General features: G+C 63.4%; 15 protein-coding genes. 7 read left to right on the top strand and 8 right to left on the bottom strand.

Annotated features, from left to right (window positions below; translation table 11 throughout):
* Positions 1-23 precede the first annotated feature (23 nt).
* Both A3OO_RS0115575 and glpD read left to right on the top strand, forming a co-directional pair.
* Entirely contained in the window at positions 24-1,373 is a 1,350-nt protein-coding gene (locus tag A3OO_RS0115575; protein ID WP_018408769.1) for a DEAD/DEAH box helicase, read from the top strand.
* Between the two features lie 36 nt (positions 1,374-1,409).
* Positions 1,410-2,876 (top strand): glycerol-3-phosphate dehydrogenase, encoded by a 1,467-nt coding sequence (gene glpD, locus A3OO_RS0115570; RefSeq protein ID WP_018408768.1) that lies wholly within the window; start codon positions 1,410-1,412, stop codon positions 2,874-2,876.
* Between the two features lie 144 nt (positions 2,877-3,020).
* On the opposite strand, the gene A3OO_RS0115565 is transcribed toward glpD, so the two are convergent.
* Positions 3,021-4,760, bottom strand: coding sequence for an acyl-CoA dehydrogenase family protein (locus tag A3OO_RS0115565; protein ID WP_018408767.1), 1,740 nt, complete (start codon positions 4,758-4,760; stop codon positions 3,021-3,023).
* A 362-nt stretch (positions 4,761-5,122) separates the two neighbouring features.
* Here A3OO_RS0115565 and A3OO_RS0115560 point away from each other — a divergent pair, with 362 nt between their 5' ends.
* The 5 genes from A3OO_RS0115560 to A3OO_RS0115540 all read left to right on the top strand — a co-directional run bounded on the left by A3OO_RS0115560 (position 5,123) and on the right by A3OO_RS0115540 (position 8,250).
* On the top strand, positions 5,123-5,443 hold the full coding sequence (locus A3OO_RS0115560; RefSeq protein WP_018408766.1) for a hypothetical protein: 321 nt from the start codon (positions 5,123-5,125) through the stop codon (positions 5,441-5,443).
* A gap of 38 nt (positions 5,444-5,481) precedes the next feature.
* On the top strand, positions 5,482-5,706 hold the full coding sequence (locus A3OO_RS0115555) for an FmdB family zinc ribbon protein (RefSeq protein ID WP_026223037.1): 225 nt from the start codon (positions 5,482-5,484) through the stop codon (positions 5,704-5,706).
* Complete coding sequence (locus A3OO_RS0115550) at positions 5,703-6,581, top strand: alpha/beta fold hydrolase (protein WP_018408764.1); 879 nt, start codon at positions 5,703-5,705, stop codon at positions 6,579-6,581. Before A3OO_RS0115555 ends, A3OO_RS0115550 begins: the two co-directional genes overlap by 4 nt.
* A 180-nt stretch (positions 6,582-6,761) precedes the next feature.
* A complete protein-coding gene (gene infC / locus A3OO_RS0115545; protein WP_018408763.1) occupies positions 6,762-7,289 on the top strand; it encodes a translation initiation factor IF-3 in 528 nt (175 codons plus the stop codon).
* Positions 7,290-7,344: 55 nt separating this feature from the next.
* Positions 7,345-8,250, top strand: coding sequence for a hypothetical protein (locus A3OO_RS0115540; RefSeq protein WP_026223035.1), 906 nt, complete (start codon positions 7,345-7,347; stop codon positions 8,248-8,250).
* 34 nt (positions 8,251-8,284) lie between these two features.
* Here the strand turns inward: A3OO_RS0115540 and A3OO_RS0115535 are convergent, their stop codons facing one another.
* From A3OO_RS0115535 to A3OO_RS23655, 7 genes are all read right to left on the bottom strand, one after another.
* On the bottom strand, positions 8,285-9,115 hold the full coding sequence (locus A3OO_RS0115535; RefSeq protein WP_018408761.1) for an ABC transporter permease: 831 nt from the start codon (positions 9,113-9,115) through the stop codon (positions 8,285-8,287).
* Entirely contained in the window at positions 9,112-9,858 is a 747-nt protein-coding gene (locus tag A3OO_RS0115530) for an ATP-binding cassette domain-containing protein (RefSeq protein ID WP_018408760.1), read from the bottom strand. Before A3OO_RS0115530 ends, A3OO_RS0115535 begins: the two co-directional genes overlap by 4 nt.
* Positions 9,859-10,003: 145 nt before the next feature.
* Complete coding sequence (locus A3OO_RS0115525) at positions 10,004-10,954, bottom strand: YVTN family beta-propeller repeat protein (RefSeq protein ID WP_483414199.1); 951 nt, start codon at positions 10,952-10,954, stop codon at positions 10,004-10,006.
* 134 nt (positions 10,955-11,088) lie between these two features.
* On the bottom strand, positions 11,089-12,267 hold the full coding sequence (locus tag A3OO_RS0115520) for an ABC transporter substrate-binding protein (protein ID WP_026223034.1): 1,179 nt from the start codon (positions 12,265-12,267) through the stop codon (positions 11,089-11,091).
* A gap of 65 nt (positions 12,268-12,332) precedes the next feature.
* On the bottom strand, positions 12,333-12,734 hold the full coding sequence (lanM, locus tag A3OO_RS0115515; RefSeq protein WP_018408757.1) for a lanmodulin LanM: 402 nt from the start codon (positions 12,732-12,734) through the stop codon (positions 12,333-12,335).
* 91 nt (positions 12,735-12,825) lie between these two features.
* Positions 12,826-15,225 (bottom strand): TonB-dependent receptor, encoded by a 2,400-nt coding sequence (locus tag A3OO_RS0115510; RefSeq protein ID WP_018408756.1) that lies wholly within the window; start codon positions 15,223-15,225, stop codon positions 12,826-12,828.
* A 110-nt stretch (positions 15,226-15,335) separates the two neighbouring features.
* The gene (locus A3OO_RS23655; protein ID WP_018408755.1) at positions 15,336-15,509 is read right to left on the bottom strand and encodes a hypothetical protein; all 174 of its coding nucleotides are present in this window, start codon (positions 15,507-15,509) and stop codon (positions 15,336-15,338) included.
* Positions 15,510-15,511 lie beyond the last annotated feature (2 nt).

Raw genomic sequence — 15,511 nt, 5'->3', positions numbered from 1 at the left:
GTCCTCGTGGCTCGAATCGACAAATGAAAGCAACAACTGAAGTGATGACATTCTCCGATCTCGGCTTGAACGAGATCCTGCTCCGCGCGCTTGAGCGCGAAGGCTACACCACGCCCACCCCGGTCCAGTCGCAGGCGATTCCTGCGCTTCTGCAAGGTCGCGACCTTCTCGGCGTGGCCCAGACCGGCACCGGCAAGACGGCGGCTTTCGCTCTGCCGATCCTGCACCGGCTGCTGGCCGACAAGCGGCGCCCGGCGCCCAACACGGCGCGCGCGCTGATTCTCGCGCCGACACGCGAACTCGCGGCGCAGATCGCCGACAGTTTCCGTTCTTACGGCCATTTCTTTCGTCCAAGCGTCGGCGTCATCGTCGGCGGCGTGTCGCATCGTCCGCAAAATGAAATGCTGGCGCGCGGCCTCGACGTTCTGGTGGCGACGCCCGGGCGTCTGCTCGACCATCTCGGCAGCGGCCGTTTGAAGCTCGGGACGACCGAAGTGCTCGTTCTCGACGAAGCCGACCATATGCTCGATCTCGGATTTATCGTTCCGATCCGCCAGATCGTCGCGAAATTGCCGAAGCAACGCCAGACGCTGCTGTTCTCGGCGACGATGCCGCGCGAGATCTCCGCGCTCGCGGACGACATGCTGCGCGATCCGACGAAAGTCTCGGTGACGCCGGCGGCGACCACCGCCGAGCGTGTCGCGCAACATGTCTATCTGGTCTCGGGCGGCGCCAAGCGCGACCTGCTGGTGGAACTGTTGAACGATCGCGAGATTTCGCGCGCGATCGTGTTTACGCGCACCAAGCGCGGCGCCGATCGCGTCGCGCAGCATCTGGAGAGCGCTGGCGTTGGCGCCGACGCGATCCACGGAAACAAGAGCCAGAGCCAGCGGCTGCGCGCCCTCGACGGTTTTCGCAAGGGCCGCACGCGGGTGCTTGTCGCGACCGATATCGCCGCGCGCGGCATCGACGTCGACGGCGTGACGCATGTCGTCAATTTCGAATTGCCGGAAGTTGCAGAAGCCTATGTGCATCGCATCGGCCGTACTGCGCGCGCCGGCGCGACCGGCCAGGCGATTTCGCTGTGCGACAATGGCGAGCGGCCGTTGCTGCGCGCGATCGAAAAGCTGACGCGTCAGACGCTTGAATTCACGGACCGGCGCGCCGAAGGCGCCCGCCAGGATGACGGCGACTCCGCATGCCCGGTGCCCAAGAGGCCGAATTCGCCGGCGCCGCATCGAAACGGCGCGCAGCATCCGCGTCGCGAGGGACAGCGTCCCGCCGCGAAGCGACCGGGCGCCTCTTTCAATGGACAGAAGCGCCCCGCAAATGGCGGCGCGCGTCATAAGCAGGCGAACCGCCCGCAGGTTTAACGCTATAGTCATGGCCGTTCCGAATTGAGGACGGCCATGATCTACGATCTTCTTATTGTCGGCGGCGGGATCAACGGCTGCGCCATCGCTCGCGACGCCGCCGGCCGCGGCCTCGCCGTCAGGCTCGTCGAGCAGGGCGATCTCGCGCAAGGCACGTCGTCCGCCTCGACGAAGCTCATCCATGGCGGTCTGCGCTATCTCGAGCTCTATGAATTTCGCCTCGTGCATGAAGCGCTCGCTGAACGCGAACTGTTGCTCGCCGCCGCGCCGCACATCATCTGGCCGTTAAAATTCGTTTTGCCCTATGAGAAGGGGCTGCGGCCCGTCTGGCTGCTGCGTCTCGGACTTTTCATTTACGATCACCTTGCGCGCCGCAAGCAGCTCGAAGCCTCCCACATGGTGACGCTTTCGCAGGATGCGCTTGGCGCGCCGTTACGCGACGCTTACCGCGTCGGCTTCACGTACGCCGATTGCTGGGTGGACGATTCGCGCCTCGTCGTGTTGAACGCGCGCGACGCGACGGAACGCGGCGCGACGATCAACGTCGGGTCAAGGCTCGTTCACGCCGAACGGCGCGGCGACGGCTGGCGGGCGACGCTCGCGGACGGCGAGACGATTCAAACGCGCGCGCTGGTCAACGCCGCCGGCCCCTGGGTGTCGCAGGTGATCGAAGACGCGCTGCGCATCCATTCGCGCAAACATGTGCGGCTCGTGAAGGGCTCGCATCTGGTTCTGCGCAAGCTTTTCGAAGGTCCGCAGGCCTATATCCTGCAAAACCCCGACGGCCGCATCGTCTTTGCGATCCCCTATGAGCGCGACTTCACGCTTGTCGGCACGACGGACGTCTCCTATGACGGCCCGCCCGGCGCCGTGGCGATCAGCGACGCAGAGACGGACTATCTCCTCAATTCGCTCAACCATTTCTTGCGCGTTCCAGCGACGCGCGACGACATCGCGTCGAGCTACGCCGGGCTTCGGCCGCTCTACGACGACGGGGCGCTGAAAGCTTCGGTCGTGACGCGCGACTATGCCTTCGATCTCGATGCGTCAGAAGACGCGGCGCCGTCGCTGTCGATCTTCGGCGGCAAGATCACCACGGCGCGCCGGCTCGCCGAACATGCGCTGAGTGAACTTTCGCGCTTTCTTCCCGCGCATGGCGAGGCCTGGACGGCCGACGCGATCTTTCCAGGCGGTGACTTGCCGCAAGGCTTCGACGGCTTTCTTGCCGATCTCAAACGCGACAAGCCCTTTTTAGGTGATGCGTTGGCGCTGCGCCTTGCGCGCGCCTATGGAACGCGAGTCTTCGAGATATTGAAGGATGCGCGGGAGTTGAGCGATCTTGGCCGTGATTTCGGCTGCGGCCTCACCGAGGCGGAGATCGCCTATCTGCGCGAAAAAGAATGGGCGCGGACCGCCGACGACATTCTCTGGCGCCGCTCAAAGCTCGGCCTCCATATGAGCGACGCGCAGCAGCGGGCGCTGCGGGAGTTCATCGGCGCCTGACAATTCCCGCGCGTCATGGCCGCGCTTGTCGCGGCCATCCACGCGTCGCCGTCACGGTCCTGTGACGATCGCTCCGCGATCTCCTGGCGTGGATGGCCGGCACAAGGCCGGCCATGACGTCGTTGGACTGCCTTCCGAATTCCCTCACTCCCCAAGCGCCGCATGCGACTCGTTCACCGAAGCGCCGCCGTCGATCACGGTCTTCGCCAATCCGGGCGCGGCGATCGCGATATTTTCGGCAAAGAAACGGGCGAGCGCGGCGTAGCGCGCCGCATTCGCATCGGCTTCGCGCTGGGCGCGCTTCGCGCCTTTGACGAGCAGCGTCGCGCCGCGCGCCAGCGCGAAGAGGCGCAGATAGGGCGTGGCGCCAGCGAGCGCGCCGGCAAGTTCGGCTTTCGTCAGAAACGCGCTCGCCTGCGCCAGCGCCTCGACGGTCTCGTGCAACGCCTCGCGCGCGACATCGGCTTCGCCGGCGATGGCGCGCATGTCGTCGATCTCGCTCGCGAGCGCCACGCCGTCGCCGCCGCGGATCTTGCGCGTCACGAGATCAATCGACTGAATGCCGTTCGTGCCTTCGTAAATGGCGCAGATACGCGCGTCGCGCATGAGCTGCGCAACCCCGGTCTCCTCGATGTAGCCCATGCCACCGAAGACCTGAATGGCGAGCGAGGTCGTTTCATTGGCGATATCGGTCGAAAACGCCTTGGCGACGGGCGTCAGGAGAGAGGCGCGCTCATGCGCCGCCGCCGCGCGCGCCGGATCGCCTTCGCGATGCGCGCGATCGATCGCGGCGGCCGTCTCGTAGCAGATCGCCCGCGCCGCCGCGGTTGAACTCGCCATGGTCAGCAACATGCGCGCGACGTCCGGATGCTCGATGATCGCGCTGGTCTCCTTGGCACCCGGCGTGCGCCCCTGCTTGCGCTCGCGCGCGTATCCGAGCGCCATTTGCGTTGCGCGGTCGGCCAGCGCCACGCCTTGCAGCCCTACGGAGAGGCGGGCGTTGTTCATCATGGTGAACATGCAGGCGAGGCCCTTGTTCTCCTCGCCAAGGAGATAGGCGACGGCGCCGTCCTCATCGCCATAGATCATGGTGCAGGTCGGCGAGCCATGGATTCCGAGCTTGTGTTCGATGCCGGCGCAGCGCACATCATTGCGCCGCGTGAAGGCGCCCGTTTCGTCGGGCAGGAATTTCGGCGCCAGGAACAGCGAAATGCCGCGCGTGCCGGGGGGAGCGTCGGGAAGGCGCGCCAGGACGAGATGCACGATGTTCGGCGCAAGATCGTGTTCGCCATAGGTGATGAAAATCTTCTGGCCGAAGAGACGATAGGAGCCGTCAGGCGCGCGTTCGGCGCGGGTGCGCATCAATCCGAGATCGGAGCCGGCGCCGGGCTCGGTCAGATTCATCGTCGCTGTCCATTCGCCACTGACGATCTTGCGCAGATAGACGTCCTTCAGCGCGTCGCTCGCATGCGCCTCCATCGCCTCGATCGCGCCATGGCCAAGCAGCGGGCAAACGGCGAACGCCATGTTGGCGGCGTTCCAGATCTCCGTGCAGCCGGCGTTGAGCAGGGCAGGGAGGTCCAGTCCGCCATAGTCCTCGCCGGCAGCGATGGTGTTCCAGCCGCCTTCTTTCCATTGCGCGTAGGCCTCTCGCCAGCCGGGAGGCGTCGTGACGGCGCCATTGGCGTAGGTCGCGCCCACCCGATCGCCGATCTGATCGAGCGGCAGCAGAACCTGTTCGGCGAATTTGGCCGCCTCGGCCAGCGTCTGTTCGGCGACGCCGTCGGCGAGGTCGCGGTAGACGCCGTCGGCCTCGATGGCGCCTTCGCCGGCCGCGAGGCGAAGCGCAAAAACAATGTCGTCGAGCGGCGCGCGGTAGGTCATCCGATTTTCTCCAATCCGAATCGTTGCACGGAATCTAGCGCGCCAGCGCGAACGCGCGGGCCATCTCCTCCATGTGCGTCAAAACGCATATTTCGCCTCATGGGTCGGGCATTCGCAGAAGTATGGGGAAGAAATGGAGCTTCAATTACGAGTAGCGGGCGGCGGCGGCGCGCGCGGCGCATCAGGAAATCGGCCGCACATTCGCGCGACTCAAGAATCGCAATGACGAGAAAGATCCTGCGACGATCGCCTGGAAGGCGGCGATCGCCCGCTTTCGTGACGCACTGCGCCTCGCCTATCCGGGTGATTTCAGAGAGGATCTCGAACGACTGAAAACAGGCGACGCGCGTGGACTCGAGGGCGTGATTCGCTTTCTTGAAGCCGATCCGATGTTTTTCGGCTCGGGCTACGCCAAGGCCGATCTCATACGTTTCATCAACCGCATGCCGCTGACCGAGCATCAGGCGAAGCGCCTGCGCGCGGTTGCTCTCGCGATCGTCGACCGGCGCGCGTCGCAGGAATTTCGGCGCTATTGCCGACTGGCTGCAAAGGTTAACCACCCAGGCTTGCAAGAGGAGCTGCGGATTCGAGCTGCGCGCGGCGATCCCGCCGTTGCGCGGCGGGCGCGCTGGATGCTCGCCTATGTCGAATCGCCGCCTTGCGCGAGGCGCGCCGGCCGGTAAAATCGGCGGATCGTCAATTCGGCGGATCCGAGGGACAAATGCCGCTTTTCGCCTATCGCTGCAGTGACTGCGCGCATCAGTTCGAGACTCTGTCGCGTTTCGACGAGACCCCCGAGTGCCCCGCGTGCGGCGGCGCCCATGTCGAGCGCCAGTTGTCGCTCATCGCGCGACCCGCCGCGGGCGGAGAGTCCGGGGAGAGCTGCGCCGCGATGGCGGGCGGCGCGCCCTGTCCGAGCTGCCCGGCGTTGGCGGGCCAGATGTGACGTCCGCGGCGGCGACTCTACTCGGGGCGCGCCGCATCGTCGTTCCGGCGAACGGAATTGAGTTCGAGGTTTTCGAGGCCGGCTCGGGCGATCGGCTCGCGCTGCTCTTGCACGGCTTTCCCCAGCACGCCGTCATGTGGCGTCATCTCATCGGCCCGCTCGCGGCCGCAGGATATCGCGTTTGGGCGGTCAATCAGCGCGGCTATGGCGCCACGACGCGCCCCGTGGAGAAAGACGCCTATTCCCTCGAGGCGCTGACAGCCGACGTCGCCGGATTGATCGACGCCGCCAATCCCGCCTCGGTCTCGCTTGTCGGCCACGACTGGGGCGGTTTCGTCGCCTGGGTCGTCGCCATTCGCAAGCTGCGGCCGATCGACGCTCTCGTCGCTCTGAATATTCCGCACCCCCTGTGCTTCCGGCGCGCGCTCGAACAGGAATGGAGACAGAAGCTGAAGTCCGCCTATGCGGCCTTCTTTCAGCTGCCCTGGCTGCCTGAACGACTGCTGTCCGCGCGGCGCGGCGCCGGCGCCGCGTGGCTGATGCAACGCGCCGCAGGCCGGGACGGCGTCTTCTCAAAAGAGGCGATGGACATCTACCGCGCCAATGTCGCGGCGCCGGGCGCCGCCAGCGCGATGCTCAATTGGTATCGCGCCGCCGGACGTGACATTCTGGCGGCGGAAGACCTCGATGCGCCGATAGATGCGCCGACGCTTGTGATCTGGGGGATGCAGGATGTGGCGCTTGGCGAGTCCTGTCTTGAAGGCACGGAATGCTATGTTCGCGATCTCCGGATCGAACGGCTGCCAGGCGTGTCGCATTGGACGCCCGAAGACGCGCCGGAAAAAGTTAACGAGCTGATTTTGGGCTTTGTTTAAAATATTCGACCTTCCTGTCGCAAAAAGCAGCGCGTCGGGGCCGGTAACGGTTGACTTGGCGCGCTGGCGTGGGAATCTGTTTAATGGTCCCGGACCCTGCGTCCGGCGGTCGCTGTTTTGCGCCTTTGGCTCAGCGGCCGGCTTTTGACCAAGAGAAGGAGTTGATCCATTCGCCGTCCAATGAAGAGCATCGCAGCCCCCCAGAAGGAAGGGCCGCGCATCAATCGGGAAATTCGCGCGCGAGAAGTGCAGCTAATCGATTCCGAGGGGAAAAATCACGGCGTCATCCAATTGCCGGACGCGCTGGGCATCGCCGAAGCGGCGGGACTCGATCTCGTCGAGATCGCGCCCAATTCCACGCCCCCCGTCTGCAAAATTCTTGATTACGGGCGTTTTCGCTTTGCCGAGCAAAAGAAGGCCGCCGAGGCGCGCAAAAAACAGAAAGTCGTCGAGGTTAAGGAGATTAAGCTTCGGCCCGGCATCGACGACCATGATTACGGCGTGAAAATGAAGGCGGTGCGCCGCTTCTTCGAAGAAGGCGACAAGGTTAAGGTCACCCTTCGCTTTCGCGGCCGCGAAATCGCGCATCAGGACATCGGCTATCGGCTTCTGTCCCGCGTGAAGGCTGAGACCGCCACGCTGGCCAAGGTCGAACTCGAACCGTCCATGGAAGGACGGCAGATGGTGATGGTGCTGGCGCCTCGATAGCGCGCGTCTCGCCGCAAGGGCAGGGCCGGGCTGCGGCCGAGGGGTGGCGATCGCTATGTTTCAATCTTGGTTTCGCACTCTAACTGCGCGTCACGCTTGCGTTCTCGGCGCGGTGGCGGTGATTGCTGTGGGCGTCGCGCCGGCCAGAGCGCAGCTTGTGCTCCCGGGGGCGGTCGCCCCGACTCCCGAAGGGACGGTCGCCAGTCCCGCAAAGAAAAGAAGCGTCGGCGGTGAGATGGGAGCGGCCGCGGGGCCGGCCATCATGCCGAAGGCGCCCGCCGAAGACGCGATCGTCGGAAAAATCATCAAACGCGACGGCGAGGGCAGCGCCATAGAATTCTCCCGAGCCGGAGCCGATCTGCAGGTCGCCAAGCTCACGCTCGTCGGCGATGATTTGCGGCGCTCCGGCGAAGCCTGCCGAGTCGAAGTGGCCGGAACGCCGTTGAAGCTCACGGCCCGCCAGAGCGAGACCGGATTGCGGCGCTATCAGATCGCATTTCCAGCCTGCGCCTTCACATTCGACGTTCTCGACGGCGCGATTCTCGTCACCAACGAGGGCAAGGCCTGTGAACTGAAGGACGCGGGTTGCCGCGCCGATCCCGAGGGTCTCTGGGGAATGAGCGCGGATGAAATCGACCCCAAGAAGGGCGAAGAGATGCTCGGCGCCCGCGCGCGCGTCGAGAAGACGTTACGAAGCACGTTCCGCGCGCTTTACGATCAGTACAAGAAGGAAAAAGCCATCCGCAACTTCATTGTGAAGGAGCAGGCGGGCTTCTCCTCCTGGCGCGAGGAAGTGTGCCGGTCATATGCGCGCGAGCCGGATTTCGGCTATTGCGCCTTGAGACTGACGGAAGCCCGCGCCATCGCGCTTGGCGCGCAGCTCGCCACTGGCGTCAAACTGCCGCCTGGGGTGGTCGAAGAGGTCGCGGCGGAGAACACGAAGAAGGACGAGAAGAAATAGTCGCGGCGCCGACGTCGCCAAACTAAATCATCGTTCAACCGCCCCTGCGCATCAACATGCCGCGCCCTGGATCATAAGCGAGTATGGCCGCCACCAGGAACGCGCTCGTGTAGCCGAAGACAATCGCGAGCGAGGTCCACTCGACTTTTTCATGGAAGGCGAAGCGGATCAGTTCGACCGCATGCGTGAACGGATTGACCTCGCACACGTAATAGAGCCAGGGGCTCGACTCCTTCACGCGCCACAGCGGATAGAGCGCGGAAGAGGCGAAGAACATCGGAAAGATCACGAAGTTCATCACGCCAGCGAAGTTTTCGAGCTGTTTGATCAGCGATGACAGCAGCATGCCGAGCGCGCCGAGCATCAGACCGCTGAGCGCGAGCGCCGGCAGCAGGGTCAGATAGCCCCATTTCGTTGGCGGCTCGATCTCCCAGAAATAGGCGATCACCAGGAAGGCGTAGACCTGCAGTATCGAGACGGCGACGCCGGCCAGAAGTTTGGAGCCGAGCAGAAACCAGCGCGGAAAGGGCGAGACGAGCAGCGTGCGCATACTGCCCATTTCGCGGTCGTAGACCATTGAGAGCGACGACTGCATGCCGTTGAAGAGCTGGATCATCGCCATCAGGCCCGGCGCGATATAGACCTCGTAGAGAACGTAAGTTTCATAAGGCGGGATGATCGAAACGCCGAGCACCTGCCGGAATCCCGCTGCGAAGATGAAGAGCCATACGAGCGGACGCACCAGCGCCGAGACGAAGCGCTCTCGCTGATGCAGAAAGCGCAAGCCCTCGCGCCAGACGACTCCCGAAAGGCAGATAAGATATTGGCGAAGGGTGAAGCCTCTCGGGGCAGCAATTTCGCTCATGCCGAAAGCTTCTCCTGACCGATCCCGGCGATGCGCGCGAACGCGTCGCCGATGGTCGCCGCGCCTTGCGCCGCGACGATCTCGGCGGCGCGTCCCTTCGCCAGAACCTTGCCCTGATGCAGAATGATCACCTGATCATCGTCGGCGATCTCGTCGACGAGATGCGTGGTCCACAAAACGCCGAGATGTTGATCGCGCACCAGACCGCGGACAAGCGCGAGGAGATCGGCGCGCGCCTTGATGTCGAGCCCGACCGTCGGCTCATCGAGAAGCAGCAGCCGCGGATCATGCAGCAGCGCGCGGGCAATTTCGACACGGCGCATCTGTCCGCCCGACAGGGCGCGGGCCTTGTCCTTGGCGCGGTCGGCGAGGCCCGCACGCGCCAGCGCCGCCTGTCCAAGGCGGCGGGCGTCGATGGGGCCGATGCCATGCAGCGCTGCGTGGTAGAGGAGATTCTGCATCACGCTGAGTTCGAGGTCGAGCGTGCGCGCCTGAAAGACGACGCCAAGCTGGCGCAGCGCTGCGCCGGGCTCGCGCATGACGTTATGGCCGAAGATGTCAATCTCGCCGTGGCGCGCGGCATAGAGCCGCGTGATCAGCGAGAATAGCGTGCTCTTGCCCGCGCCGTTCAATCCAAGCAGCACCGTGAAGCTGCCGGCCGGGACCGAAAAGCTGACGTCGTCGAGCGCCTTGCGCGCCCCATAGGCGTGGCTGACGTTTCTGATCGCGAGCGCATCGGTCATTGAGGCGCTCCGACAGGATTGTCATTCCCGGCATTCGCGACGCGAATGACCGGGAATCCAGAGCCACGGCCAACAGCGCCGATCGCGGCTCTGGATTCCCGATCGCGCTCCGCGCGTCGGGAATGACAGGCGTGAAGACCCACACTCATTGCGGCGCCACGACGACGCCCCAGGGGAAAGCGCCGACCGGGATCGACTTCACCACTTTGAGCGATGCGACGTCGATCACCGAGACGTCGTTCGAGACGCCATTGGCGGTGAGCAGATATTTTTCGTCTGGCGTGAAAGCGAGGTGCCAGACGCGCTGACCGACGAGCAGATATTTTTCGACTTTTTTTGTCTCGGCGTCGATCACCGCAACGCGATTGGCCGGCCCCAACGCGACGAAAGCGCGTTTTCCGTCGCGCGTGAATGAAATGCCGATCGGCTGGATCGCTTCTTTCGACATCGCCGGAATGTCGAAGCTGATCTTCTGCTTCAACTCGCGTTTCGCGGGATCGATGATTGCGACGGTGCCCCCGACTTCGGACGAAACCCAAAGCTCCGACCCGTCCTTCTTGAACTCGGCGAAACGTGGCCGGCCATCGACGAGAATATTCGCGACGATCTGTTTCGACTGCGTGTCGATCAGATGCGCCATATTGGTCGTTTCCGAAGTGTTGACGAGCAGCTTGCCGTCGGGACTGATCGCCATGCCCTCGGGTTCGACGCCGACGGGAATGTCGCCGATCATCTCTTTCTTCTTCACGTCGATCAGCGTGACGAGATTGTCGTTTTCATTCGAGACATAAATCACGTCGCCATCAGGACTGAGCGCCAGGAGCTCGGGATCCGGGCCCGAGGGCAGCTTTCCGGTGACCTTCAGCGTCTTCGTGTCGAGCACTTGAATGGCGTCGTCGTCGCCGGCGCAGATATAGAGTTCGGAGCCGTCCTTGTTGAGCGCAATGCCGCGCGGGCGTCGGCCGACCTTCACGGTCGCTGTCGCTTCCAGCTTCTCCGTATCGAGGACGGTGATGGAATTGCCCTTCTCGTTGCTGACGTAGACCTTGTAGGCGTGGGCGGGCGCGATCAAAGTTGCAAGCAGCGCCGCGACCAACAACCCCCTCCCTGTCCCTCCCCCGCTTCGCGGGAGAGGGGACGCTAACGATCGGCGTTTCGCGAAAAGGAGCGAGAGGCCGAATCTGCTCCCTCTCCCGCGGCAGCGGGGGAGGGGTGGGGAGGGGGCGTTCTTCACTTCAATTTGCATTTCGACTCCGGCTGATCGGCTCCAAGCGTGTCGAGTTCGCTCGTTTGATGGAGAAAGCCTTCCTGCGGCGAAACGGAGACGATCATCCGTCCGTCGGAAAGCAGTATCGGCTGGCGCAATTGCTGGTTCCAGGGCCTCAGCGTAAGCCGCACGCCTTTGAATGCGGCGATGGAGAAGTCGTTGCCGAGCAGGTAGGGGCGGAGCTTCTCGGGGTCGTTCGACCCGGTGCGCGTTGCGGCTTCGCCAATCATCCGCATGGCGAGCCACGCCGCATTGTCTCGCGCATTCATCAGGCGCCTGAACGTCTGGGTGAAACGGTTCTGCAGCTGAAGCGCCCCCCATTGCTCATGTGAGGCGTCCCAGCTTGTCGGCATCAGGCCGCCTGAGCCTGCCACAGGACGTGGGTCCCAGGTGCGGAAGGGAAGATAGCCCCCGAAGACCTCGTTCTCGTCCGCGGCGACCAGCACGTCATAGGCGGGCGCGTTCTGCGTCAGGACCGGGATCTGCCGCTGGGTCTGCACCGAACCGGAGTCGCTGCGGCGTCCGCCGCCGGTGTCTTCATAGACGCGTTCCTCGACGACCTTCGCGCCAAATTTCTTGGCGCTGTTGCGGAAGGCTTTCGCCAAAAGTTCGTCGTCGGGATGCGAGCCCTTGATGAGGAGCCAACGGCGCCATTGTTTCCAGATGAGATATTGCGCGAGACCATCCGCGAGCATCGAACGCGTCGGCGCGACATGAATGACATTGGCGCGGCAGTCATTTTCGCGAAGCCTGTCATCCGTCGCGGAGACATTAAAAAGCACGGCGCCTTTCGGCTTCGCGCGCTCGGAAGCGGCAAGCAGACGTTCCGCCGAAAGATCGGCGATGATGAACAGTGCGCCCTTGTCCAGGAGCGCGTCGAGGGCCGCCACGACGTCATCGCCGTCCTCGAGCCTGGCGTCGATAGCCTCGAACGTCTGGTTGGTGAATTTGCCTGTGGTGTTGTTGTCGGCTGCGCCCATCAGCGCCCCGGCGAGCGTATCGTCGGCGGCCGGAATATCGAGAATAGAGAGGGTTTCTCGGGCGTGCGTTTCGCGTAGGACGCCGACTTTGACGTTGACCGTTTCCGCCGCGACCGGCGCGGCGAAAAGCACCAAACAGAATGCGGCGACCAAGCTTCTCATGTTGCCTAGATGGCCGCTTTGGCGCGCAGGATCAAGTTTTTCAGAGCCCGCGCGCCTTCCTCGATTCACCGTGTCACGCGCAGCAGCGCCTTGCCCTTCTTGGACGCAAGCTCCTTGGCGTCGAGCGTGCCGTCATTGTCGGGATCGGCGTCCTTGAACAGGGAGGAGACCATCGTCAGATATTCGTCCTTTGAAAGCGTGCCGTCATTGTCAGGATCGGCTGTTTTGAAGTCCTTCTTTGAGACGCGGCCTTTCAGCTCCTTGATGTCGACAGTCCCGTCCGAGTCCGTCTCAAGACGCGTAAAAAGGTCCGTCGCAGACTTGTTGATTTCCTTCAGATCGACAGTCCCGTCATCGTCGGTGTCGAGCGCGGCGACGGGGCCGGCCGCCTTGGCGAGCGCGGACGTCGCCGACAGCGCCGTGACTCCAGCAAGCGCGAGCGCGCCGAATAGCAATGCTTTCTTCATGTGCGACTCCTTTGAGTAAGGCCATCGCACCCAATATAGCGCGGGCGCCGCCGCACCGGCTAGCGGCCCGCGCCATTCCTGCCCTCTGGCGTCAGTAGGTGATCTTCACGCCGCCATAGACGCCCAGCGGCGGCCCGATCGAGACCATGCGCGGATTGTTGAAGGCGAGGAAGGAGATGTCATTCGTGTCGAAAAACGTGCCGAAGCTGCGCGCTCGGGTGTTGGTGACATTTTCGAGCAGGCCGTAGACCTGGATGTTCGGGCCAAGCTGATACGACGTGCGAAAATTGAGAATGCCGTACGACGGCAGCCTTCCTGCGAGGTTGATTTCATCGCCGCGAATCCACGGTCCGGAGGAATACTGAAAGTCGGCGCCGACTTTCCACAGCGGGCTCACGGCGAAATCAATTCCGGTCTTGAATCGGTGACGCGGCACTGAGGTCAGATTTGCGCCGGGCGTCACCAGGATGGAGCCGCCGGTCCCAAAAGTCCCGGTCAGCGGATTATCGGGCGCGCCGAGCACGATCGTCGAGCGGAAAGTCGCATCCGTGTGCGTGTAGTTCAAAAAGGCGCTCACCCGTTCGGTGGTGTAGCGGAAGGACGATTCGAACCCCTGGCGGAGAGTCGTGCCAGCGTTGGTGAAATAGCCGCGGCCGTTGATCGCGCTCGGCACGCTCAGAATGTCATTGAAGCTATAGGTGCGGAAGACGCCAAGGCTCCAGTTGAAATTGCCGGGAAGGGCGTCGGCATAGGCGGGCAGGACCGTCGGAACGGCAATATCCCCCCGAAAGCCGGCCTCGATCGTTTGCGCCTCCACCTGTTTCAGCGGCGGATCGGCGACCAGGAAGTTGTCGATCAGACAGGGCCGGTTGGGATCGGCGCAGCCGAGCTCGAGCGGCGTTGGCGCGCGATTAGCCTCGGAGTAGCTGGCGTAGGCGGTGACGTTCGGCAATATTTTGTAGGTCAGGCCCGCGACGGGATTGATGCGGGTGAAAACGCCATTGCCGTTCAGCGTCGTGCCTCTCATGTCGTAGAGCGCGATGCCGGCGCGGTTGAAGCGCGCGCCCGCCGTAACCTTCAAATCATCGGTTAGATCGAGCGAGTCGAGGGCGTAGACGCCGAGATAATCGTTCGCCGCGCGCACAGAGACGCTGGAGATGCCGGTCGCCTGCTCTTCGACAATGTAGCCGAAGCCGCCGACGACGAGATTGGGCTGAATGATCCCCAGTTCCTCATTGGCGGAGAAGGCGGTCCAACCATGATCGTAGCTGACGCCAAAGGTGATCTTGTTGTGGAAGCCGAAATAGAGATCCTCGTTCGTGACCTGCACCGTGCCGCCGACGGTGCGCGACCGCGTCCAAGTTCTATCGATCGCCCCCAGAGCGACCTGCCCGTTGAAGAAATTGGGGATGTTTGTGTCGCCGGCGTCGCTCTCGCACAGCGACTCGTCGGCTTCGCATTCGAATTCCGTCGTATTGCCGTCGACTCTCGCCTGATCGAAGGCGCGGTAATGCATGTCGCCGAAGAGCTTCCAGGTCGGCGTCGCCTGAAACACACCATTGATGTCGAACATCGAGAGCGTGTTCTTGATCGTCTGCGGCGTTGTGAACACCGCGCTTTCGTCGAGATTGGTGAGATCGACCGGCGCGGGCCCTGAAACGCCGAATTTGTTATTGGCGAGCGTCACATTGGCGTGGATCTCGCCGCTCTCGCCGCGGTAGCCGACATCGCCATAGAAGCGCTTGATGTGCGCGCCGGAAAACTGGCGGTAGCCGTCATCGCCTAAGGCTTCCATCGCCATGTAGGTGGCGAACGGCCCAGAGATGAGACCGTGCTGCATCGATGCCTGGCGACGGCCGCGGCTGCCGAAACGCCCGTCGAGTTCGAAGCCCTGCCATGTGAAGCCGGTTTTCATGTCGAGCGTGACGGCGCCGCCGATGGCGTTGAGGCCGAACAGCGGGTTGCCGGTCACGAGCGTGAAGCGATCAATCGCAACGCTCGGAATCATGTCCCAGTAGACGTTATCGCCCCAGGCTTCGTTGATGCGAATGCCGTTCTGATAAACAGCGAGGCCTTGCGGCGTTCCGGCGATGGGCGAGGCGACGAAGCCGCGGAAATCGATTTCCGGCAGGAACGGTCCGCCCGCGACGTCGTTGACGGTGACGCCGGGCGCCTGCCGAACAAGGTTCTCCGGGAGATTGAACGCGCGCGTGTTCTGCAGCTCATTGCCAGTGATCGTATAGGTCGCCGCTGGCACGGCGTAACGCACGATGGGAGACGCCGGCAGAGCAGGCGTCGCAGGCGCTGACGTCACCGACGCCCGACCCGCCGGCGCGCGCTGGGTCGAGGGCGTCGTCTGAACAGGCGGCCGCGCGGTCGAACGCAGAGGCGCGCCTCCTACCTCGATCGTCGGCAGCGCTTGCTGCGCGCGGGCCGTTGTGGCGATGGAGGCGCAAAGCGCGATCAGCGAGACCTGTTTGACGTAGCGCATGAGGGACCTGGAATTCGAACTGTGTTTGAACGAGTTATATCGACGCGGCTCGCGGCCGGTAGTGGCCAGAGACGACAAACCGGCAATATTTCCCGTCTGTTGTACGACGGCTACACTTCTGAAAAATAACGGAAATCTGCGGATACATTCCCGTATGTGTCGGGAAGATATCCCGACACGCGGCGTCGAGGGCGAATGAACGTGCGCTGCAGCGTCAACAGCCGAATACCGGCGGGATAAATGTGTTTGTCCGGCGCAAAATTGCCGTCGAGCGCGTCGAACACTC

Origin of the sequence: Methylocystis rosea SV97, assembly GCF_000372845.1 — a bacterium.
GTDB classification, from domain to species: Bacteria; Pseudomonadota; Alphaproteobacteria; order Rhizobiales; family Beijerinckiaceae; genus Methylocystis; species Methylocystis rosea.
This window is presented reverse-complemented; position numbering and strand designations above follow the sequence as displayed.